The following is a 22,504-nucleotide window of genomic DNA, read 5'->3' on the forward strand; positions in this document are numbered from 1 at the left end:
CTCGCAGGTAGCATCAGCGCGAACGCGAGGGGAGTGCCCGTGAGCAACGATCGACCCGCTGGTGACGACCTGACCGCTTTCGCCAAACGCGCGGGGCGGCTCGCGGGCTGGGCCGCTCGCACGGGAAGGGAATTCACCCGCAAACTCCCCGGTGTCGACATCGCGGAACAGGTCATCAAGCAGGGTGAGCGGCAGCTGCTTTCGGAGTTGCGCCGCCGTCTCGACGAGGTCGACGACCCGTACCACGCCGCGCTCGCCGCCGCGTCCGCGATGAACCGTCCCGACGCCAACGGTTCGCGCCCGGTCGAAGCGACGATCACCCTCGTGCACACGCGCGCCCGGCTCGAGCCGCTCCGCGCGGCGATGGCCGAACTGCTCAACCATTCGATCGGCTTCGGGCGAGAGCGGGCCCGCGAGTACCTCTACGCGATCATCCTGCGGCAGCTGACGCCGGACGAGGCCCGCATCCTCTCCGCGCTTTCCGACGGTTCGCCGTTCCCCGCCGTCGACGTCGCCGAGCGGACCAACCTCGGCGGGGCCGGGCGGTTCGTACTGCGCAACGCCTCCACCGTCGGCAAGGCCGCCGGGGTGACGCTGCCCGACCAGGTGCCCGGCTACCTCACCAGGCTGATCGGGCTCGGCCTGGTCGAGCTGGGCGAAGAGGTCCTGTCGCTGGAGACGCAGTACGAAATCCTGCTGACCGATGAGACCGTCCTCGAGGCGGAGAAGTCGGTCAAGCGGGCCAAGTTCGTCAAGCGCACAGTCCACATTTCCCGGCTCGGCGCCCACTTCTGGCAGGCCTGCGACCCGAGCGCCGGCTGAATCCGGCATGGGTGCGTTCCTCGACGGGATCCTCGCCGACTTCGCCGAGCATTGGCCGATCTACGTCTCCATCCCGATCGTCGCCGCCCTGATCGGCTACACCACCAAACTCGTCGCGATCCGGATGATGTTCCAGCCGGTCGAGTTCGTCGGGATCAAACCGTTCCTCGGCTGGCAGGGCATCGTGCCCAAACGCGCCGCGCGGATGGCGAGCATCGCCTGCGACACGATGACCGAGCAGCTGATCAAACCGGCGGAGGTCGTCGCCCGGCTCGATCCGCGGAGGATCGCGCGTGAGCTCGAGAAACCGCTTCAGGCCGCTGTCGAGGACATCGTGCGCGACGTCGCGGGTCACTACCAGCCGGGGCTGTGGGAATCGCTGCCGGTCGGGATGCAGCGGCTGGTGATCCAGCGCGTCCAGGCCGAGTCGCCGAAGATGGTCGCGGCCGTGCTGGAGCTGATCAAGTCCGATGTGGACAGTGTGTTCGACCTCAAGGGCATGGTGGTCACCGCGCTGGTCAAGGACAAACGGCTGCTGAACCGGATCTTCCAGGAGGCGGGCGACCAGGAGTTCAAGTTCATCGCCCGCTCCGGCATCTTCTTCGGCGGGCTGATCGGCGTAGTCCAGATGATCGCGTGGGTGCTGTTCAAGTTTCCGCTGATCATGCCGCTGTTCGGGCTCTTCACCGGCTGGTTCACCGACTGGCTCGCGCTGCGGATGATCTTCTACCCGATCGAAGAACGCCGGTACTTCGGCGTCCGCTGGCAAGGCCTGTTCCTGAAGCGGCGCGGCGAGGTCGCGGAGGCGTACGGCGCGCTGATCGCGAAGGAGATCATCACCCCGCACAATGTGATCGAGGCGGTGCTGCACGGGCCGCTGTCGGACCGGGTGCTCGGCCTGATCCAGCGTCAGCTCGACGAACAACTCGGACGCCGCGTCGGCGTCGGGAAGCCGTTGGTGGTGTTCGCCGTCGGCAGCAGGCGGTACCAGGACATGAAGCTGAACATCGCCGAGAAGATCATGGACAAGCTGCCGGAGACCATGCGATACATCGAGGACTACGCGACCGATGCGATGGACATCCGGAACGTGCTGGTGACGAAGATGAAGGAACTGTCGCCGCGCGAGTTCGAGGGCTTGCTGCGGCCGGCGTTCCAGCAGGACGAATGGCTCCTGATCGCGACCGGCGCCGTCCTCGGTTTCGCCGTCGGTGAGGCCCAAGTCCTCCTCCTGGAACACTTCGCCGCCTGACCCCCTCCCGCATTTAGTCCTCTAGTTGCGGTAGTTGCGCGTGCAACTACCGCAACTAGAGGACGAAACGCGGGGGCGTCGCGTATCCAGGCACAGCGAACGGGCACCTGATTGCGGGGGCGTGAAACCGCCCTTACGGGCGAACGAATTTCGGCACTGACGGTGGTACGCCGGTTCGGCCGTCCGGTCTAAGGTGCACGGTGCACAAAGCCTCGGGGAGGGCGTACATGGCCGACGCGGGAAGTCCGTGGCCGCAGGAGATCCGGCTGGCGATGACCATGGTGGGCGGGGCGAGCCTCGCGGTCTGGATGGGCGGGGTCGCCACCGAGACCTCACATCTGCTGCGGGCGTCGAGAACGCCGGAATCCGAAGGGCCGTACCGGACCCTGCTCGATCTGCTCAACGCCACCGTCTCGCTCGACGTGCTCACCGGCACGAGCGCGGGCGGTATCAACGCGGCGTGCCTCGGGCTGGCCGAGGCGTTCCGGTCGAGCCCGCAGGTGCTGCGCGACACGTGGATCAGCACGGGTTCGCTCGACAACCTGATCCGCGACCCCGGCGAGAAGGGGCCGAGGTCGCTGCTGAACGGCGACAAGGTGCTGCTGGCGGATCTCAAGGACGCCCTGCACCGGATCACCGACAACGCGACGGTGAAACCGGACTGTCCCGACATCACCGTGTTGCTCACCGGCACGATGATCGACGGCGAGACGACCAGGTTCGACGACGCGCTGGGAAACCTCGTGCGGGACACCGAACATCGTCTGCTGTTCCGATTCGATGGTCCTTTGTGGACGGATGACGTGGTGGGACCGCTCGCGCTCGCGGCACGCTCCACCGCGTCGTTCCCCGGCGCGTTCGAACTTTCCCGGATGCCGATCGGCGAGAAGACCGGGCCGCTGCATCCGGACATGACCAGGTACACCGACGTCACGCGGTCGCATTGGCTCACCGACGGCGGCGTGTTGCTGAACAAGCCGTTGCGCCCCGCGTTGCGGGAGATCTTCGAACGGCAGTCGCATTCGGATGTCCGGCGGCTGCTGTTGTACGTGGTGCCGACGGCGGAACGCGAAGCCGAGCGCGTCGAGGTCGATCCGGAGCGGCCGCCGCTACTGGGCAGTGCGATGAGCAAGGTCGTCGGCACCGTGCTGAGCCAGACGATCAGCGCCGAACTCGAAGACCTGACCCGGCACAACGACGCCGTGGTCCGGACCAGGGGAACCCGCGTTTCCCTTGCCGCGATGGGGGTTCGTGGCGGGCCGGAGACACTCGTCGATCAGCGGCTGATGAACGACTACCGTGACCGGCGGGTGCAGGAGGACGCCACCGCGCTGGTCCGCGAGGCGACCCGCAGGCTCTCGCTGTCCGATGTGGAGGATCCGGGCCGCCAGTGGGCGTCCGGTACGGCGGCGCAGTTGCGCGCGGCCGCGGCGACGGGACTGCGCGACGGTCTGCCGACCGAGCCGCCCGAGGACACCTGCGAGGTCGAGAACCTGGTCGCCTTCCGCACCACCGCGCTCGACGATTCGGTGGCCACCGGTCTCCAGCTGGTGAACGCGGGTTTCCGGCTCGATCCGGCGCCGGAGCAGGCGGTGCGGCTCAACCGCTGCCGCGTGCTGCTGCACGAGGCACGCCGCAGGTCCGCGCGGGGCACCCGGCTCGCGAGCTGGGTCGCCGAGCAGGACCCGCCGCCCGCCGACGTCACGCTGGCCGCCTGGATCGAAGGTCTCGCCAAGGAATGGGCGGCCCTCGGCCGATCGGAAACGCTGAAGGAGGCGTGGCCGATGGTGGTCGCCGCGCTCCGGCAGGCCACGCCGATCCTTTTGCCACTGGCACGGGCGAAACCCGATAGCGAAGCCGCCGACACGGTCAGCACGCTGCTGGCGTGGACCGGGCTCACGTCCGACGACGCGAGCGCCGCCGATCCGATCGTCACCTCGCGCTTGGTGCGCCTGCACATCGCGACCCGCGGCCTGCTCGCGCAGCCGCCGTCGGTCGATCAGCGGGTCGATCTCGTCCAGGTGAGCGCGGATTCGCGGACGCTGCTGGACATGAAGCGGCGCCGCTCGTGGGACAAGCTCACCGGCATGCAGGCCGACTACTTCGGCGCGTTCTACAAGGCGTCATGGCGCGCGAACGACTGGATGTGGGGCCGGGTCGACGGCGCGGGCTGGCTGTTCCAGTGCCTGCTCGACCCGAAACGCCTGCGGCAGCTGCGCGACGTCGTCGGGCGGGAAGCCTTCCGCGCACAGGTCCGGGACGCGTTCAGCAAGATCGGCTGGCGGCAGCCGGGCACCGAAGACGGGCTGTCCCAGGCGGAGGCGGAGGCGTTGCGTGCCCAATTGGCCGGTGAGCTCGCTTTCCTCGGTCTCGACGGCGAACTCGGCGACGTGGACGGGGGGCCCACCCTGCCGATCAGCATGCCGGTGACGGCGATGGTGCTCGCCAGGGTCCGGCAACTGGAGATCGCGCGCGAGGAACTGCCCTGCGTCGGGCTCCATTGCGGATACGACGCGAAAACGGCCAAGGGGAACGGGAAACCGTCGGAGCGGTTCCGGAAGCTGATCGAGCACGAGCCGAAATCCGACGAGCAGGCCCAGCGAGCGTTCCAGGCGTGCCAGGTCTCCGGCGAGCGGTTCGAGCACGAACGCGGGACGATGCTGCTGACGAAGACGCTGGTCAAGGCGGGCGCCGCCGGGATCAACGCGGCCGCGGGGGCGACGCGGGTGCCGAAGTCGGTCCAGCCCGCCGCGACCTTCGCCAAGGCCGCGGGCCGCAGCGCGTGGTGGATCACGCGCGGCGCGGCCACCCTGCCGTCCCCGTGGAACGTGCTCGCCGCGCTGATCACCGTGCTGGCGGGCTTCGTCCTCGGTGGGCAGGGCGGGCCGGTGCTGCAGTGGGTGGGCGTCCCGGTCGCCGCGGGCGCCATCGTGTTCCTGGTGGTCAGCCTGATGACGTTGCGCAAGACGTGGCGGATGGTGCTCACGGTGCTTGGCGTGCTGGCGGGGGCGGGGCTGCTGTTCGCCGCGTTCCTGCCGCCGGTCCGCGACCCGCTGTTCGGCTGGCTCGGCGACGTCGTCGCGGGCTGGCGGCGCGGTGAGGCGCCGGTCTGGTGGCTGATCGTCTGCCTGCTGCTCCTGCTGCCCGCCGTCTGGACGCCGCTGGGTTCCGTATTCCGGCGGCGACGGCGGCGCTGAACGCCAAATTGTGGCCTGACGCTGCGACCGAGTGGTGACCGTTGGTATCGTCACATCCGGTGAGACCGCATCGACGCGGCCTTACCCACGAGTGCTGCGCTTCAAACGTTACCGTTACCTTTGTCACGTGTGTTTCAGGGTTGTCGCAGGTAGCCGCGTTGTCGCCGTCGCGCTGAACTGACCGCGCCCGAATACTCCGGTACGTTTCTTGGACATGTCCGGAAAGCACTTGATCGAATACCCGACCAAGGCAGACGGTGCCGAGCTCTGGCGAATCGCCCGCGATTCGAAGAAACTTGATCTCAACTCGGCCTACGCCTATTTACTGTGGTGCCGCGATTTCGCGGACACCTCCGTCGTAGCGAAAGTCGACGGCACACCGGTCGGTTTCGTGATCGGGTATCGGAAGCAGGACACCGGCTTTGTCTGGCAGGTCGCGGTCGACGCGTCCCAGCGGGGAAAAGGCCTGGCCGGGGCACTGCTCGACGAGCTGTTCAGCCGTCTTGTCGCCCAGGGCGTGCGGTACCTCGAAACGACGATCACCCCGGACAACGAGGCTTCGATCCGGTTGTTCGCCTCGTTCGCCAAGCGGTGGAACGCCACCTTGGAACGGCAGGGCCTGTTCTCCGCGGCGGATTTTCCGGCCGAGGACGGAACGCATGAGCAAGAGGACCTGTACCGAATCGGTCCGCTCAGCAGTCAGTAGAACGTTAAGCCGGGGATCTCAGGGAGAAAGAAAACGTGATGAGCATTTTCGAGGAACTCGAATCCGAAGTACGCAGTTACAGCCGTGGCTGGCCCGTGGTGTTCGACCGGGCTCAGGGGAGCTACCTGTACGACGAAGACGGCAAGGCCTATCTCGACTTCTTCGCCGGCGCCGGCGCGCTCAACTACGGGCACAACAACCCGGCGATCAAGCAGGCCCTGATCGACTACATCGCCCGTGACGGCGTCACGCACGCGCTCGACATGTTCACCGTGGCCAAGCGGGACTTCCTCGAGACGTTCAAGGAAAAGATCCTCGCGCCGCGCGAACTCGACTACAAGATCGTCTTCCCCGGCCCCGGTGGCGCGAACGCGGTCGAGGCCGCGCTGAAGCTCGCGCGCAAGGTGACCGGCAAGGAATCCGTCATCAACTTCACCAACGCCTTCCACGGGATGACGCTGGGCGCCCTTTCGGTGACCGGCAACTCGATGAAGCGCGGCGGCGCGGGTGTCCCGCTGGTGCACGCCACCCCGATGCCGTACGACAACTACTTCGACGGGGCCATCCCGGACTTCCTCTACTTCGAGAAGCTGCTCGAAGACTCCGGCAGTGGCCTGAACGAGCCAGCCGCCGTCATCGTCGAAGGCGTACAGGGTGAAGGCGGCATCAACGCCGCGCGCGTCGAGTGGCTCAAGGCGCTGGACGACCTGTGCAAGAAGCACGGCATCCTGCTGATCCTCGACGACGTCCAGATGGGCTGCGGCCGCACCGGCCCGTTCTTCAGCTTCGAGGACGCGGGTATCAAACCCGACATCGTCTGCCTGTCGAAGTCCATCGGCGGCTACGGCATCCCGATGGCGCTGACGCTGATCCGCCCGGACCTCGACGTCTGGGAGCCGGGTGAGCACAACGGCACCTTCCGCGGCATCAGCCCGGCGTTCGTCACGGCGACCGAGGCGCTGCGCGTCTACTGGAGCGACGACGAGCTGGAGAAGTCGACCAAGGCCAAGGGTGAGCGCATCGCCGCCGCGTTCGAAGGCATCGTCGAGGCGTACTCCGAAGCGAAGCTGCTCGCGAAGGGCCGCGGGCTGGCCCGCGGTCTCGAGTTCGCCAACGGTGACCTGGCGGGCAAGGTCTGCGCCGCCGCGTTCGAGCGCGGACTGCTGATGGAGACCTCCGGCCCCGACGGCGAGGTCATGAAGCTGCTGCCGCCGCTGACGCTGACCGACGAAGAACTCACGAAGGGCCTGTCGATCATCGACGAGTCCATCGCCACCGTCCTGAACTGACCGCCCTCAACCGAGAACGAGAAGGAGTTTTCCGTTGCTTGTCCGCACACTCGACGAGGTCACCGACACCGACGCCGACATCAAGACCCCGAACTGGCGAAGCAAGCGCGTCGTGCTGGCCAAGGAGGGCGTCGGCTTCTCGGTGCACGAGACCACGCTTTACGCCGGGACGGTCAACGACTTCTGGTACGCGAACCACATCGAGGCGGTGTTCATCACCTCCGGTGAAGGCGAGCTGGAGAACACCGCGACCGGCGAGGTCTTCCAGCTGAAGCCGGGCACGTTGTACCTGTTGAACGACCACGACAAGCACCAGGTCCGGCCCAAGACCGAGATCAAGTGCGTCTGCGTGTTCAACCCGCCGATCACCGGCCGTGAGGTCCACGACGAAAACGGCGTGTACCCGCTCGTCACGGAACCCTGAAATCGCTCGAGGAGGCGACTGCATTGACGCTGACCGACACCCGAGTCGACGACAACTACCCGACCCGCGTCACGGGTAAGCCCGAACACCTGCCCAGGACGCACCCCACCGTCTGGGGCGGCGAGGCCGACGGTCCCATCGACGCGGCCACGCTCGCCAACCACGAAACCCGCGGTTACACCGTCGTCGACCGGTTGTTGTCGCCTGGCGAGGTCCAGACGTACTGGCAGGAACTCGTCCGCATCTCGTCGGGGGACCACCACGACGACGAACGGGTCATCACCGAGGCCAAGACCGGTGAGGTCCGCTCCATTTTCGACGTCCACGAGACCAGCGAGCTGATCGCGGAACTCGTCCGCGACCCCCGCGTGCTCGACCGGGCCAGGCAGATCCTCGGTTCCGAGGTCTACGTCCACCAGAGCCGCGTGAACTACATGCCCGGCTTCAAGGGCACCGGGTTCTACTGGCACTCGGACTTCGAGACCTGGCACGCCGAGGACGGCATGCCGTCGCCGCGAGCGGTCAGCTGTTCGATCGCGCTCACCGACAACTACCCGTTCAACGGCGGGCTGATGGTGATGCCCGGTTCACAGCGGACCTTCGTCCAATGCGCCGGGGAAACCCCCGAGAACAACTACAAGAGTTCACTGAAAGAGCAGCGGGTCGGTGTTCCCGGCGAGGATGACATCACCGAACTCGCCGCCGAATACGGAATCGATCAATTCACCGGACAGGCCGGTTCGGCGCTCTGGTTCGATTCGAATGTGATGCACGGTTCGTCGAACAACATCACCCCGTTCCCGCGGTCGAACATCTTCGTGGTGTTCAACAGCGTCGAGAACGCGCTGCGGGAGCCGTTCGCCGCGATCGAACCGCGTCCGGCGTTCATCGCCGGTCGTGACTCGACCCCCCTGTCGCGCTGACGAACCGCAGGTCGTGAAGGCCATGCTGGGGCGCCTGTAGTCGTCGGTGTGCGCCCTGTTACGTTGTCGTCTACGTGAGCGGGCCAGTGGGCTCGCACGCGTTGGTGTTGTCGACGGACGAACGGGTTCTTCGCTCGGGGTGAGCCCACCCGGACGGACGTGGACGCCGATGTCCGGTGTGGGTCGCGCCCCCAGGCGGCCCAAATCGGACATCCCCCGGCTCCGTGTCATCAGATCGGGACTGATGGCGCGGAGCCTTTTTATTGTCGCGCGCTGACGAAGACGTTCCGCAGGGCGCGCGGGGTGAAGTCTCCCCGTCGCGCTAGACGGGTCCGCCGGTCGTCTTACCTTGGCTCGCGAGAGCGTCCGGGATTCCATCAGATGTCCCCAATGCGGCATTGGAGACGCCCAGTGTCCCCAATGTGGCATTGGTGGCGTGGGGCTCCGGCGCCCGATATACCGCCCTTTCCCTCGCGTTTTCTGGTTGGCGGCGTCTTCGCGCGGTAGGTTGGCTACTCCGGTAAGGGGAGAGATCGGGAGAGGGGGTTCGTCATGGGCGAAAGCGGTTCCCCTGCCCGTTTCCAACTCCTCGGTCCCGTCCGGCTCCTCGACGGTGAACGGCCGATCCCCGTCGGTGGTCCCGGCGTCCGCGGCCTGCTCGCACTGCTGGCCTTGAAGGTCAACAAGGTCGTCGCGCTCGACGAGATCATCGACGCGCTCTGGGGCCACGACCCGCCTGCCACGGCCCGCACGATCGTCCACGGCAACGTCTCCCACCTGCGGCGCGTGCTCCGGGAAATCCAGGGCGGCCATCCGCGCGGCGCCCGGATCCTCACCGCGCCACCCGGCTACCAGCTCACCGTCGAACCCGGCCGGATCGACGTCCACCGCGCCAGGGCACTGCTGGATCGGGCGTCCGCCGAAGATCCGGACAAGGCTTCCGAACTGCTCGCCGAGGCCCTCGCGCTCTGGCAGGGTCCCGCGCTCGCCGGCGTGCCGGGTTCGGTCCGCGCTCCAGAACTGGAGGATCTGCGGCTCGCCGTCCACGGTGCCAGGGTCGACGCGGATCTCGAACTCGGCAGGCACGCGGAACTGATCGTCGAACTCAGCCCGCTGGTCCGGGCCAACCCGCTCGCCGAGCGCACGGCGGGCCAGCTGATGCGCGCGCTCTACCACGCCGGGCGCCGTGGCGACGCGCTGGAGCTGTACCGCACGGTGTCCAGGGCGACCCTGCGCACCCTCGGCGTCGAACCCGGCGCGGATCTGCGCTGGCTGCACGAACGCGTCCTGAACGACGACCTGCCGGTCAAGGTCGTCGCGGAACCGAAGCCCGAAGCGCAGCCTGTCCAGCAGTTGCCGCCCGCGGTGCCGAACCTCGCCGGCCGCGAAGCCGATCTCGCCTGGCTCGACGAACTCGCCGAGCGGGCCGAGGCGGGCGAGACCGCGGTCGGCCTGGTCACCGGGACCGCCGGGATCGGTAAGAGCAGCCTGGTGGTGTGGTGGGCGCATCGCGCCGCCCGCCGCTTCCCCGACGGCATCCTTTTCGCCTCGCTGCGGGGTTTCGACCCACATCACCCGCCGCTGGAGCCCGCCGACCTGCTCACCCAGTTCCTGCTCGGACTCGGTGTCCCCGCCGACGGTGTCCCCGAGCAGGTCCACGAACGCATCGCCCTCTACCGCTCGATGATCGCCGGGCGCCGGATGCTGGTGATCCTCGACAACGCCCGCTCCGCCGAGCAGGTGCGGCCCCTGCTGCCGCCCGGGTCGCGGTCGATGGCCCTGGTGACCAGCCGCTCCAGGCTCGACGGGCTGGCCGTGTCCAACGCCGCCAAACTGCGTGTCCTCGGCACGCTCGCGCCCGGTGACGCCGTCCGGCTGATCGAGGAATTGGCCGGGCCCGCCGGGTTCGACCTCAACCACGCGCTCGCCCGGCTCTGCGGTTATCTCCCGCTCGCGCTGCGGATCGCGGGCGCCCGGCTCGCCGCCAGCGCGCAGTGGTCCGCGCAGGATCTGGTCGACGAACTCGGCAACGAACGGACCAGGCTGGCCGCGCTCGACGTCGAGGGCCCGGACGACGGGGTCCGCGCGGCGTTCGACGTCTCGTTCCGCGGGTTGCCTGCCGAAGTCGCGAACACGTTCCTGCGGCTCGGCGTGGTCCAGTGCGTTTCGGCCGGTTCGCATCTCACGGCCGCGATCGGCGGGATCACCGTCGCCGAGGCGCGGCGGCATCTGCGGGTGCTCGCCGCGCACAACCTGCTCGCCGAAACCGGCCGCGACACCTTCGCCCCGCACGACCTCGTTCGCCTGTTCCTGCGTGAGCTGGCGGAGAACGAACTCGACGAGGCTGATCGGGAAGACGTGCTGTGGCGCTCGGTGCGGTTCTATCAGGCCGTCGCCGACCGGGCCAGGCGGAAGATGCTGCGCATCGTCGACCCCCTCGACTTCACCGACGTCCTCACTGACGCGCAGACGCCGCCGATGAACTCCTTCGCCGAAGCGCAGGACTGGTTCGCCGCGGAGTGGGAGAACCTGGTCGAGGTCCTCGAAGCCGCCCGCGCCGGCGGGCGCCACGACGACGTCTGGCGGCTGGCGAGGGTCGCGCACACCTATCGCGCGGTGTACCCGCTGCTGGACGAATGGACCCGGCTGGTCGAGATCGGGCTGGAGGCCGCCGAGCGGTCCGGCGACGTCCTCGGCCGTTGCTGGATGCTGATCTCGCGCTGCGCCATCGCGCTCACTTTCGAGCTGCCACAGGGATGTCTCGCCGACGCCGAACGCGCGCTGGAACTCGCGAGCGCGATCGGCGACAACCGGCTGATGGTCTCGGCGAACATCCACCTCGGCTCCGCGCTGACCCTCCTGGGACGCCACGACGAGGCCATCGCGACGTTGCGGCAGGCGGTCGAGGAGACCGAGCGGACCGGTGACCTCCAACTGCGCGGGCAGGCGCTCAACAACTGCGCCGAGGCCGAAAAACGGGCCGGGCGGTTCATCGAGGCGATCGGGCACCAGGTCGCTTCGCTGGAGATCGACCGGACCCTCGGCGACGAAAGCTACGCCGTCGTCTCACTGAACAACCTGGCCGAGCTGAGCATGCGGATCGGTGAACTCGCCGCCGCCGAACGGTATGTCTGGGAGGCCGTGGACCTGACGATCAGCAGGCGGTTCGTCCTCCAGGAGGGCGTGCTGCGGTTGACCTTGGGCAGGGTGCTGCGAGCCGGGTCGGATGTGGACGGTGCCCGCGAGCAATTCGCGCTCGCGCTGAAGATCCTCTCCGACGCCAATCCCAAGCTCGCCGGGCTGGTCCGTGCGGAACTCACGGACCTCGGCGAAAGTCCGTGAGTGATCCTTAGCGGATTCTTAGTGGCCTCGCCTCTTGCGCGCGTAGGGTCCCGTTCAGTGTCGATCGAGCCCTAGGGGAGGGGCATGCGGTAGCGATCGGCGCTCGGGCGGTTCCCTTCCGGGGCCGTCTGAAGAGTCGCCAGGAGCGGCTCGTGGCGGTCCGGCCGGTGGAGGTGGGGGCGATACCGGCCGGCCGCCAGGCGGCCTCCCGCGTTTAGTCCTCTAGTTGCGGTACTTGTCCGTGCAACTACCGCAACTAGAGGACTAAACGCGAGGTCAGCCGGTGCTCGCGGTGCACAGGGCGATGGTCTGGCCCTTGCTCTCCGCCACCTTCCGGCCGTTGACCAGTATCGTGCAGGCGATCTGGTTGCTGACCGACGAGTTCCGGGTGTCCGCGGTGACGGTGAGCAGGTAGTCACCCGAGTTGAAGGACGCCGTGCCACGCCATTCGTCGGTGCTGGCCGGGGTCGTTTCGGTCCGCTGCTGGTTGAGCGAGCCGAACCGGACGGTCGCGCCGCCGGAAGCGCTGACGACGAACTCGACGGTGTTCTTGTCCGCGGCGACCGCCGGGATGCGCAGTCCCGACTCACCAGTAGCGAAGAAACTGGTGTAGACCAGTAACCCGGCAGCGGCCACCAGTCCCGCGATGGAAAGCGCGAGCCCCGCTACTCCCATTCCCTTTTTGTCCGCTTCACCCTTCTTGATTTTGGTAAGACCGATCACGGAAAGAGTTATTCCGATCACGGCGAGCGGCCACGCGGCAATCCCCGCGAGGGGGACGAAGGCGACCCCCAGTGCCGCGAGCCCGACCAGGAAACCGGCGATGACCAGGCCGTTCTTGGGCTTTCGGTGCCGGGTCCCGTGCGTGGTGAAGCCCGGGCCGTAGCGGGTGGCCGGTGGATGCGGGAGAGGTGGATCGGTCGGCATACATGCCCTTTCGGAGGCTTCCGTCCGAAGACGTTAACCCATCGTTCGGGGCAATGGCCGAAATTGTTACCTGCCGGAAAAAGTCATCATTAAACGATGATCAAGCGGTTATTGATATTTTCTGACGAGAATTGTGGCACCGCCCGAATGTCGGAAATCCGATCACTGATCGAACAGACTGACTTCGGGGGTGATCTCCAGCAGTTCGTGCACCGGGCGGCCGCGGCGGCCGTCGATGGTCGTGGTGCGCACGACGCGCAGCCGCGCGGTCACCGGCCGGTCCAGGTTCTCCTTGATCTCGTCGAGCAGATCCGGCGCGACCGCGCCCTGGATCGTGCCGCCCGATTCGCGTTCGAGATAGAAGATCCGGCGCCGGGTGCGGACGCCGTCCAGCCTGCCGCTGACCGTCTCGTAGCCGACGGCCTCCCGTGACTCACGCAGGCTCCCGGACAGGACCCGCGCCTGCTCGGTGGTCATGCTGCGGGTCAGTTCCTCGCCGGCGGTCGGGGTCAGCGCCATGCCGATCCCGGAGTGTTTGCTGACCGCGTTGACGATGTCGCTGACCGCGTTGCGGACGGTGTCGCGCTGCAGCAGCACCGCGTCCAGCGCGCCGTCGTCGGAACCGTTGGCAGGCAGGAAGTCGCACAGTTCCTTGACCGCGCGCTCGGACAGCGACTCGATGCCGTCGTGGATGAGCGCGTCGTCGAGCGCCGGTTCCGGGAAACCGAAGAAGATCGCGTTGCCCGCCTGGCCGCGCTGGATCAGCGGGGCCTTCTCCCGGTCCGCGGGCTGGACGATGGTCACCTCACCCGACGGGTTGCGGATGATGTGCCCGATCTTCGCCGTCGCGTCCTGCAGCGCGCGGCTGATGTCAGAGAAGGTGTACGCGTCGAGATGCGACTCGCCGATCACGGATACGCGAAGCAGCGGCGAACGGGACGTCCGCTCGAACTTCGCGTACGCGGCCATCGCCGACGCGCGGGCGAGGTCGTCGAGCCAGGTGCCGCCGGGGATCTCGTCGGCGATGCGCCGGAATTCGTTTTTCACCAGATCACTTCCGGAATCCCCCTGCCACCCGATGCCCACACTTCCTCCCAGATCTCCTCGTCGCCGGGGCGGCAAAGGAAGCCGTCGAGCATGCCGCCCACGGGCTGGACCTGGTCGAGGTACATGGCGGGCTGCCCGACGATGACCCCGCGCAGCGTCAGCAGTCCGTACAGCGCCGAGCGGCCCGTGTCGTCGAGCCGTTTGAGCGCACCCCATTCGTCCGGGATCAGCACCACGTCGAGCCCGAGAGGCGCGTGCGGGGTCCTGGCGGTCAGGGCGCCGCCGATCCACGCGCGGCCGGTCGGCATGATCCGCCGGGCCACCCCCAGGTAGCTGTTCAGCGCGCTGAACAGGATCTCACGATCGTTCTGATGCGGTGCGTCGAAGACCAGCCGCTCGTAGACATCGGCCAGATCGGCGGGATGGCGGCCCGGAGGCAGCAGGTTGTGCGGCGTCCAATAGGGGAGCGCCAATCGGAGCCTCCTTCGTGTGCCGGGGCTCCCGATCGAAGAAACGTACCCGGCGTCACGCTCACAGTGCGTAGCCGAATTTACCAGGCGGGTGTCAGCCGCCCTGCCCCGGCCGGTGCTCCGGCACCCGCCTGGCGGGCGGCCAGTCCTCGTCACTCGGCCAGACCGGCTCGGGTTCGTGGCCGTGGGTGCCGTTCCGGCCCGCCGGTTCCGGCTCCTCCGGGTGGTAGACCGGTCGCACCGGTTCCGGCGTCAGCTGGCCCTCGCGGTGGCCTTCTGCCTCCTGGTCGAACAGTTCGTCGTCGTCCTGGATCCGCGCGGGCGGGAGGAACTGCGTCTGCTCGGCGGACAGCAACTCGGGCACGGGCTCCGGCTCCGGCTCGACATGGGCCGGGGCGGCGCGCTCCGGTTCGGGGGCCGTTTGCTCTTGCCGTTCGCCACGCGTCAGCAGCCAGGTGACACCGCAGCCGAGGGCGAAGGAGATGAGCAGCCAGAGCCAGATCTGCCCGAAGAGCCAGAGCATTCAGCCATCACCTCTGTTCTGCCGTGATGTCGACGCGGCGGCCCTCGCCACTCGCACCGCCGGAGTTCTCGCGTTCGGTGGAGTACGCCTGGTCGCGCTCGACCCCGTTGCGCTCCAGCAGCCGTTCCACCGTCTTCGCCCGGTTGAGCGAAAGCTTCTTGTCCGAACCGGTCGCCACCTGCCCGGTGATCCGGAACCGCAGTTCACGCGGAGCCTCCGTGAGCAGCTTCGCGATCTCCAGCGCGCCGCGCTCGCCGTCCGCCGTGAGTTCGGTGTTGTCCGGTTCGAACGTGATCGGCGTGGCTGTGAGCAGACGGTCGATCTCGGCCTGGAAACCGGCCTTGTCCGTCGGCTTGACCGAAGTCGGCGGCGGGCTGGGCGGCGGGCTCGGCGGCGGGCTCGGCGGAGCGGGGCTCGACGGCTCGCCGCTGGTCGTCACCGGTCCGGCAGGCGGGGCGGTGTCGCCGGAGATCTCGACCGTGCGCACCCCGTCGACCCGCTGGATGGCGTCCATCGCCTGCACGGCCTTGTTCGGCGCGAAACCGGTGAGGTTCGCGTCGCGGCCGGAGAAGCTCACCTGACCGCCGGATACACCGACGTCGGCCAGCGCGTTTTTCGCGCGCGCCGTCAGCTCGGCCTCGATGTCGTCCGAGGCCGACCATACGGAAATCGCCGTCAAAGCGAGCGTGACCAGCAGCGCTGTAGGCAGCAAGCGGCTCCAGCGTGTACCGGGCATGAAGGAACTGTAAGCCGCGTCCGGCCGGTTAGCGACCCGGCTTTCACACCGTCCGGCCCGACGTCAGGGGACCGTTGGGACGAATCCGCGGGTGTTTTCCGGTGCGCTGTCGATCGTCTTCGGCCAGTGGTGCGTGTCCCTGGCCTGCGACGTCGGGGGCGAGGTGGCCAGTCGGCGCGCCGGACCCGTGCCGCTTCCGGCGTGGGGTCACCGGCGGGTCGGGACACAACCCTCTTGAGTGACATCGCTCGGTCTCATCGGAGCGCGCGGTGGTCGCTTGAGTGTGTCGCGCCAGGGGCAGCCGGAGAGCGGGTCGCCGCGACGCACAGGGGACTTTCCCCGCATGCCATGCGGGGAAAGTCCCCTTCAGCCCCCGTCAGGATGCGCAAGGCTCAGTGCTCCGGAGTCAGCTCGCGTGGTGGTGGATCTCCCGCAGCGTTTCGGCCGGGATGGCGACGCCCGCCGACTCGATCTGCTCCAGCGGGAGCAACGGCGCGAGTTCGGGGCGCTTCGGCGACAGGCCGTCGCCCATGGACTCACCCCTGAGCTGACGCCGGATCCATGGCAGCAGGTGCGCCTTCGTCCATTCGAGGTCCGAGCGGCGCGACGTGATCCAGGTGCTCGGCTGCTCGGACGCCGGCCACGGCTCGCGCCAGTCGTCGGCGACCGGGACGCCGACCACCTCGGCCGCGCGCAACGCGATCCGCCGGTGGGCCTCGGGGGTGAAGTGCAGCCGGTCGCCGCTCCAGGCGCGGCGGTCGTGCAGCGGGGCCATCGCCCACAAGTCGACCAACTTCGCGCCGTGGCGGTCGGCGATCGCCCACAGATGCGCGTTGTAGATGCCGACCTTGCCGCGCAGGACGTGCATCACGGACAGGTACTTGGTGTCCGGCCCGTTGAAGATGAGCACCGGGATCCCGGCCTCGCGCAGCTTGGCGACCCCCGCCTCCAGCCGCGCGGCGACGGCGTCCACGTCCGCGCCGGGCACGATGATGTCGTTGCCGCCCGCGCACAGCGTGACCAGGTCGGGTTTCACCTCGAGGGCGATCGGCAGCTGCTCTTCGAGGATCTCGTCGAGCGTCTTCCCGCGGAGGGCGAGGTTCGCGTACTGGAAATCGGGCCTGCCTTCGGCCAGGATCTCCGCGAGCCTGTCCGCCCAGCCCCTGAAGGTGCCGTCCGGCAGATCATCGTTGAGTCCTTCGGTGAAGCTGTCACCGATCGCCACGTAGCTGTCGAAGCCGTACACGTTGGGTCCCCTTCCGTCCGTGTGCCCCCGGTGGGTACTTGTACACCACAACGAACAGCTGAGAGCGCCCCTGCCATCCCACCCGAGCGAAACCCGTGGTTCAGTCCGTTGACACAGTCTCTTATTTTGTCGGACTTCCCTGCATCTCCATTACTGGGACGTACACTCCTGGGCTGCGGAGATTCCCCTCAAGTGGACGTAAAACGGACACGTGATGTGGCGAACGTCTCCCCGCCCGGGTGTTCGGGCTCATGGATCCGGCAGGCTGTAAGGGTGACCTATCGACCCCCGCGCGAGTCGCTCGCCCAGATCCTCGGCGGGCGGCGTGGCGCCATCGACGCGAGTGCCCCGCCCGCGGCCTTCGTCATCGGCTGGCTGATCGCGGGCCAGTCGATCGCCTGGGGCGCCGGGGTGGCCATCGGGGTGGCGGTGCTGCTCGGCGCGTACCGGGTCGCGCGCGGTGACAAGGCGCGCGCGGTCGTGGTGAGCCTCGCCGCGGTGATCGCCGCCGCGCTGATCGCCCTGCACACCGGCCGCGCCGAGGACTTCTTCCTCATCCAGCTGCTGTCCAATGTGGCCAGCGCGCTGCTGTGGGCGGCCAGCATCGTGATCCGGTGGCCGTTGCTCGGCGTCGTCGTCGGGCTCGTCATCGGGCAGAAGACCCGCTGGCGCCACGATCCCGCGCTGCTGCGCGCGTATTCGCGGGCGAGCTGGGTGTGGGTCTTCCTGCAGTACACGCTGCGAGTCGTCGTTTACGGCTCGTTGTGGTGGAGCGGGCAGGTGGTCGCGCTCGGCATCGCGCGGACGGTCCTGTCCTGGCCGCTGGTCGCGGTGACGGTCGCGGTGAGCGGCTGGGTGCTTTACCGCACACTGCCGCCGGAACATCCCGGTCTGCGGGTCGCGGAAGGCGACGCGGGCGCTGACGCGGCTGGCGAGAACCCCTCCGGCTCCGAGCCCGACGGGCTACCCAGGACATAAGGCGGCCCCCGGCGAGGGGGGAGGGTCCGGGGGCCGGGTCCTACGGTACCCGGAGTTCGGGCCCGGAGTCGATGGTTTGGTCTTTTGGGGCTCTTTTTTGGTGTTTTTCACGGGTGCGCCGGCCGCGGCGCACCTTCCCCGTACGCGTCGACGGCGGCGAGCCACGCGGCGCCGAGTACGCCGTCGGTGCTGGTCAGGACCTCGAGCCCGGCGAGTGCGGCGCGGACTTTCGCGCCGACCGGGCCGTTCGGCGACAACACACTGCCCACGAGGACGACCGGCGTGTTCTCGCCGGGATCCCGCGCGGTCATGAGGTTCGTCACCAACAGGGCGGCCGCGCGGGTGGTGATGTCGTCCGCCGCCGGGTCGCCGTCGCGGTCGGCCTCGCTGACGAACGGGGCGAACCTGGCGAGCCGGATCGGCGCTTCGGCGTTGACGCTCGTGATGAGCGCGCGCCACAGCGCGGCCCGGTCGCCCGCCGGGTCCACTGCGGACGGTCCAAGCGCTTCGGTGAGCACGGCGCCCGCGAGCGGGCCGGGTTCACCACCGAGACCCAAAGTATCCAAAGTGGAGCGAACGGCCTCGCGGCCGAGCCAGTAGGCCGAGCCTTCGTCGCCGAGCAACCAGCCGTAACCGCCGGCGGTGGAGATCATCCGCCTGCCGCGGACCCGTCCGGCGATCGACCCGGTGCCTGCCACGAGTACCGAACCGTCCGGCGCGGAAGTGGCCGACGCGTAGGCGACTTCGGAGTCGGGGACCGTCCGCACAGGACTGATTCCCGCGTTCTTCCACGCGGTTTCGAAGATTTCCGCGATCGTCGGATCACTCAGTTTGCTGACGCCCGCCATGCCGACGACACACGCCGCCGTCGCGGCCGGGTCCGACCTTCCCAGCGCATCGGTGATCGCGCTCGTGATCCGCGCCGCGGCTTCGGCAGGCGGATGGGAGTTGGGATTCGCCCCGCCCGCGCGCCCGGAGCCGAGGACGGCGCCGGAGGCGTCGACGACGATCGCTCGCGTCGACGTGCCCCCGGCGTCCACCCCTATGACATGACTCACCGGGTCTTGGTCACCTTGAGCAGCCCGCGGGGGCTGTCCGGGTCACCGCCGCGCGCCAGTGAAAGGCCGAGCGCGATCCGCTGGATGGGCAGGATCTCCAGGATCGGGGCGACCTCTTCGGCCGAAGGGGCGACACCGATCCGCAGGGCCGCGGGAACGTCGGCCGAAGCGGAACCGACCGCAAGCACGTCCGCGCCGCGCTTGCCGACGGCCTCGAGGACCTCCTGCATCGCGCCCACTCCGTGTCCCTGGCTCGTCACGGCGAGCACCGCTGTCTCGCCGTCGACAGCGGCGACCGGACCGTGCAACAGGTCCGCGCCGCTGTACGCGCGGGCCGCGAGGTAACTGGTTTCGGCCAGCTTCAGGGAACCTTCCAGCGCCGAGGCGTAGGAGTAGCCGCGGCCGGTGGTGAGCACCCGGTCGACGAACCGGTAGCGGTCCACCGCGCGCTGTACGTTTTCTTCGGCGCCTTCGAGGGTCTGCCGCGCGAGTTCGCCCAGCTTCTCCGCGTCCTCGCCCTTGCCGCCGCGGACCGCGTCGATCAGCAGGTAAAGGGAGAGCAAGGTGGCCGAGTACGTCTTCGTGGCGGCCACGGCCTTTTCCAGCCCCGCGCCGATGTCGACACCGAGTTCGGCGGCGGCACGCAGCGGCGACTCCGGGGTGTTGGTGACCGAGACGGTCAGCGCTCCCTGGCGACGCGCGGTTTCGGTGACCTCGATGAGATCCGGGGAACCACCGCTTTGGCTTACTGTGATGAAGAGAACGTCCCGCAGATCGGGACGGGCGCCGTACAACGTCGCGGTGGAGGGCGAGACGAGACCGCAGGGGAGACCGAGGAGTACTTCGATCAGGTACTTCGCATACAGGGCGGCGTGGTCGCTGGAGCCGCGGGCGGCGAGCAGTGCGAACCTGGGCGGGCGCTTGGAGATGGCTTCGGCCACCTCGGCGATTTCGGCCTGTCGCTCCACGATTCCTGCCAGAATGGCGGGTTGCTGGGAGATCTCCGCGGCCATGTGCTCGCCGGGGCGCTGTTCGGTCATCTCGTTCCCTTCCACCGGGACGTACTTCGTCCCCCGAGTAGGTCTAGACCAATGCTAGCCCGAATGGACGTTTGTGGTGAAGGGTACGTTTCCTAGCGGGGCAGGTGCGCGTTTGAGTGGGAAGGCTTAGGGAGTCGGTCATGCTGGAGACAACCACCGCGGGTGAGGCGGGCACTACGGCAGGGATGCGCGGGCAGCGCGAACCCAAGTACTGGGCGCTGAAACAGCATCTGCTCGATCTGCTCGACGCGTTGCCGCCGGGTTCGCCGATTCCGACGGAACGGGCACTGGCGGGGGAATTCACCGTTTCGCGCACCACGGTCCGGCAGGCGCTCGCCGACCTGACCGCCGAGGGCAGGCTCCACCGCGTACAGGGCAAGGGCACTTTCGCCGCCGAGCCGAAACTCGCGCAGCGCCTGCAGTTGTCGTCCTACACCGAGGACATGCGCAAGCAGGGCCTCAAGCCGTCGTCGAAGCTCCTGGAGATCGACGAACTGCCGGTGGAGGCCGATCTGGCGAAACTGCTCGGAATCCGGGTCGGCGCGAAGATCCTTCGCCTTCGCCGTCTCCGGCTGGCCGATTCGCAGCCGATGGCGCTGGAGACCACACATCTCCCGCTCGGCCGGTTCCGCGGTTTGCGCAAACACGTTTCCGCAGGTGGTTCGCTGTACGCCGTACTGAGGGAGTACTACGGCGTGGAGCTGGAAAGGGCCGAGGAAACGATCGAGACAGCGCTTGCCGGGCCACACGAGGCGGAGATGCTGGGCGCCGATGTCGGAATGCCGATGTTGCTCCTTTCGCGGCATTCTTTCGCCACCGACGGAAAACCGGTCGAGTTCGCCCGAGCGATCTACCGGGGCGATCGTTACAAGTTCGTCACGACGCTACTGCCTGACGAGTCAGGTATTTCCGGGAAATGACCCATTCCCGGAAAACGCCGGGAATTCCGCGGTGGCCCGGTGTCCCCGGTCATGATTCAGTCGTCCCATGACTGACACGGCGGCGGGCATCCGCTGGGGGACGCCGGTGGCGCGCGGCGTGCTCGCGACCACCATCGTGGGTTCGGGCATGGCGATGCTCGACGGGACGATCATCAACGTCGCCCTGCCGAGGATCGGCGAAGAACTCGAAGCGTCCGTCGCGGGCCTGCAATGGATCCTCGACGGCTATCTGCTCGCGCTCGCCGCGCTGATCCTCGTCGCCGGTTCGCTCGGCGACCGCTACGGACGCCGCCGGATGTTCATCGTCGGCGTCGTCTGGTTCGGGATCGCGTCCGGGCTGTGTGCCGCCGCGACGACGACCGAGCTGCTCGTCGCGACCCGGATCCTCCAGGGGATCGGGGGAGCTTTGCTCACGCCCGGCTCGCTCGCGATCCTGCAGGCGTCCTTCGCCCACGACGACCGGGCCCGCGCGATCGGCGCGTGGTCCGGGCTCGGCGGGATCGCGGCGGCGATCGGCCCGTTGCTCGGCGGCGTGCTGGTGCAGGTGTGGTCGTGGCGGCTGGCGTTCCTGATCAACCTGCCGCTGGCCGCCGTCTGCGTCCTGCTCGCCAAGCGCTACGTGCCCGAGTCCCGCGACGAGGAGGCGACCGGGCATCCGGACTTCACCGCGGCCGCCGTCGGCGCGATCGGGCTCGCCGGGCTGACCGGCGCGCTGGTCGAGGCGCCCGGACGCGGCATCGGGGACATCGTCGTCCTGGTCTCCATCGTCCTCGGCGTCGCGGGGCTGGGGGCGTTCCTGGTGATCCAGCACCGCTCCGCCGACCCGCTGGTGCCGCCGAAACTATTCCGCGACCGGACGTTCAGCCTCGCCAACGCGCTCACCTTCGTCGTCTACGCCGCGCTCGGCGGCGTGATGATGCTGATGGTCATGCAGTTGCAGGTGTCGCTCGGCTATTCGCCGACCGAGGCGGGGCTCGCCGGGCTGCCGATCACCGTCATCATGCTGGTGTTCTCGGGCCGGTCGGGTGCGCTGGCGCAGCGGATCGGCCCGCGGGCGCAACTGGTCGCCGGCCCGATCCTGGTCGGCGTCGGGATGCTCCTGCTGATGCGTGTCGGGCCGGGGTCGACGTACCTCGGCTCGGTGCTGCCCGCCGTAGTCGTGTTCGGTGCCGGGCTGGCGACGGTCGTCGCGCCGGTGACCGCGACCGTGCTCGCCGCCGCGCCGGACCGCTACGCCGGGGTGGCGTCCGGCGTCAACAACGCCATCGCGCGGTCCGGCGGGCTGCTCGCGATCGCCGTGCTGCCCGCCGTGGCCGGACTGTCCGGTGCCGCCTACACCGATCCGGTGGCGCTGACCTCGGGCTGGCGGACGGCGTTGCTGGTGTGCGCGGCGCTGGCGATCGGGGGTGGGCTGATCGCGCTCGGCATCCACAACGGTGTGCTCGACACGCCTTCCAATGACGACCCCGACGACCCCGACGACCCCGCGGACACCGACGAATCGCCCCACCCGGGTGAGTGTCTCCACTGCGGGGTCGACGCGCCGCCGACGCACGTCCGTCCCACCGGCCACCCGACCTGAG

The 22,504-nt window shown here is 68.4% G+C and carries 19 protein-coding genes; 11 read left to right on the top strand and 8 right to left on the bottom strand.

What is annotated here, in order from left to right; genetic code table 11:
* The first annotated feature begins 39 nt into the window (after positions 1–39).
* The 8 genes from ACM6LR_RS37585 to ACM6LR_RS37620 all read left to right on the top strand — a co-directional run bounded on the left by ACM6LR_RS37585 (position 40) and on the right by ACM6LR_RS37620 (position 11,955).
* Positions 40–822, top strand: a complete 783-nt coding sequence (locus tag ACM6LR_RS37585) for an Abi-alpha family protein (RefSeq protein ID WP_414945489.1) — start codon at positions 40–42, stop codon at positions 820–822.
* A gap of 7 nt (positions 823–829) precedes the next feature.
* Positions 830–2,074: a DUF445 domain-containing protein gene (locus ACM6LR_RS37590; protein ID WP_414941557.1), complete on the top strand. Its 1,245-nt coding sequence runs from the start codon at positions 830–832 to the stop codon at positions 2,072–2,074.
* A 227-nt stretch (positions 2,075–2,301) separates the two neighbouring features.
* A complete protein-coding gene (locus ACM6LR_RS37595; RefSeq protein ID WP_414941558.1) occupies positions 2,302–5,271 on the top strand; it encodes a patatin-like protein in 2,970 nt (989 codons plus the stop codon).
* Between the two features lie 214 nt (positions 5,272–5,485).
* Complete coding sequence (gene ectA, locus ACM6LR_RS37600; protein ID WP_414941559.1) at positions 5,486–5,977, top strand: diaminobutyrate acetyltransferase; 492 nt, start codon at positions 5,486–5,488, stop codon at positions 5,975–5,977.
* Between the two features lie 38 nt (positions 5,978–6,015).
* Positions 6,016–7,266, top strand: coding sequence for a diaminobutyrate--2-oxoglutarate transaminase (ectB, locus tag ACM6LR_RS37605; protein ID WP_414941560.1), 1,251 nt, complete (start codon positions 6,016–6,018; stop codon positions 7,264–7,266).
* Positions 7,267–7,300: 34 nt separating this feature from the next.
* Positions 7,301–7,690 carry an ectoine synthase gene (locus tag ACM6LR_RS37610; RefSeq protein WP_414941561.1) on the top strand — a complete coding sequence of 130 codons (390 nt, stop codon included), beginning with the start codon at positions 7,301–7,303 and terminating at the stop codon, positions 7,688–7,690.
* Between the two features lie 23 nt (positions 7,691–7,713).
* The gene (thpD, locus tag ACM6LR_RS37615; RefSeq protein WP_414941562.1) at positions 7,714–8,613 is read left to right on the top strand and encodes an ectoine hydroxylase; all 900 of its coding nucleotides are present in this window, start codon (positions 7,714–7,716) and stop codon (positions 8,611–8,613) included.
* Positions 8,614–9,165: 552 nt separating this feature from the next.
* Positions 9,166–11,955: a BTAD domain-containing putative transcriptional regulator gene (locus ACM6LR_RS37620; RefSeq protein ID WP_414941563.1), complete on the top strand. Its 2,790-nt coding sequence runs from the start codon at positions 9,166–9,168 to the stop codon at positions 11,953–11,955.
* Positions 11,956–12,231: 276 nt separating this feature from the next.
* Here the strand turns inward: ACM6LR_RS37620 and ACM6LR_RS37625 are convergent, their stop codons facing one another.
* The 6 genes from ACM6LR_RS37625 to ACM6LR_RS37650 form a co-directional block, all read right to left on the bottom strand.
* Positions 12,232–12,882, bottom strand: a complete 651-nt coding sequence (locus ACM6LR_RS37625) for a DUF4190 domain-containing protein (RefSeq protein WP_414941564.1) — start codon at positions 12,880–12,882, stop codon at positions 12,232–12,234.
* Positions 12,883–13,044: 162 nt separating this feature from the next.
* Positions 13,045–13,929, bottom strand: coding sequence for a hypothetical protein (locus ACM6LR_RS37630; RefSeq protein ID WP_414941565.1), 885 nt, complete (start codon positions 13,927–13,929; stop codon positions 13,045–13,047).
* Positions 13,926–14,402, bottom strand: a complete 477-nt coding sequence (locus tag ACM6LR_RS37635) for a DUF6932 family protein (RefSeq protein WP_378242244.1) — start codon at positions 14,400–14,402, stop codon at positions 13,926–13,928. Before ACM6LR_RS37635 ends, ACM6LR_RS37630 begins: the two co-directional genes overlap by 4 nt.
* A 91-nt stretch (positions 14,403–14,493) precedes the next feature.
* Complete coding sequence (locus tag ACM6LR_RS37640) at positions 14,494–14,922, bottom strand: hypothetical protein (protein WP_414945490.1); 429 nt, start codon at positions 14,920–14,922, stop codon at positions 14,494–14,496.
* Between the two features lie 7 nt (positions 14,923–14,929).
* The gene (locus ACM6LR_RS37645; protein ID WP_414945491.1) at positions 14,930–15,658 is read right to left on the bottom strand and encodes an OmpA family protein; all 729 of its coding nucleotides are present in this window, start codon (positions 15,656–15,658) and stop codon (positions 14,930–14,932) included.
* Between the two features lie 406 nt (positions 15,659–16,064).
* On the bottom strand, positions 16,065–16,904 hold the full coding sequence (locus ACM6LR_RS37650; RefSeq protein WP_414941568.1) for an SGNH/GDSL hydrolase family protein: 840 nt from the start codon (positions 16,902–16,904) through the stop codon (positions 16,065–16,067).
* Between the two features lie 273 nt (positions 16,905–17,177).
* On the opposite strand from ACM6LR_RS37650, the gene ACM6LR_RS37655 reads away from it, so the two are divergent.
* On the top strand, positions 17,178–17,882 hold the full coding sequence (locus ACM6LR_RS37655; RefSeq protein ID WP_414941570.1) for a DUF3159 domain-containing protein: 705 nt from the start codon (positions 17,178–17,180) through the stop codon (positions 17,880–17,882).
* A 107-nt stretch (positions 17,883–17,989) separates the two neighbouring features.
* Here the strand turns inward: ACM6LR_RS37655 and ACM6LR_RS37660 are convergent, their stop codons facing one another.
* Entirely contained in the window at positions 17,990–18,940 is a 951-nt protein-coding gene (locus ACM6LR_RS37660; RefSeq protein ID WP_414945492.1) for an N-acetylglucosamine kinase, read from the bottom strand.
* On the bottom strand, positions 18,937–19,980 hold the full coding sequence (locus tag ACM6LR_RS37665; protein WP_414941572.1) for an SIS domain-containing protein: 1,044 nt from the start codon (positions 19,978–19,980) through the stop codon (positions 18,937–18,939). Before ACM6LR_RS37665 ends, ACM6LR_RS37660 begins: the two co-directional genes overlap by 4 nt.
* Before the next feature lie 140 nt (positions 19,981–20,120).
* Between ACM6LR_RS37665 and ACM6LR_RS37670 the strand changes: the two genes are divergently transcribed.
* Both ACM6LR_RS37670 and ACM6LR_RS37675 read left to right on the top strand, forming a co-directional pair.
* Entirely contained in the window at positions 20,121–20,900 is a 780-nt protein-coding gene (locus ACM6LR_RS37670) for a GntR family transcriptional regulator (protein ID WP_414941573.1), read from the top strand.
* A gap of 67 nt (positions 20,901–20,967) precedes the next feature.
* Positions 20,968–22,503: an MFS transporter gene (locus tag ACM6LR_RS37675; protein WP_414941574.1), complete on the top strand. Its 1,536-nt coding sequence runs from the start codon at positions 20,968–20,970 to the stop codon at positions 22,501–22,503.
* Position 22,504 lies beyond the last annotated feature (1 nt).

Source organism: Amycolatopsis sp. cmx-11-32 (assembly GCF_047608695.1).
In the GTDB taxonomy this organism is placed as follows: Bacteria; Actinomycetota; Actinomycetes; order Mycobacteriales; family Pseudonocardiaceae; genus Amycolatopsis.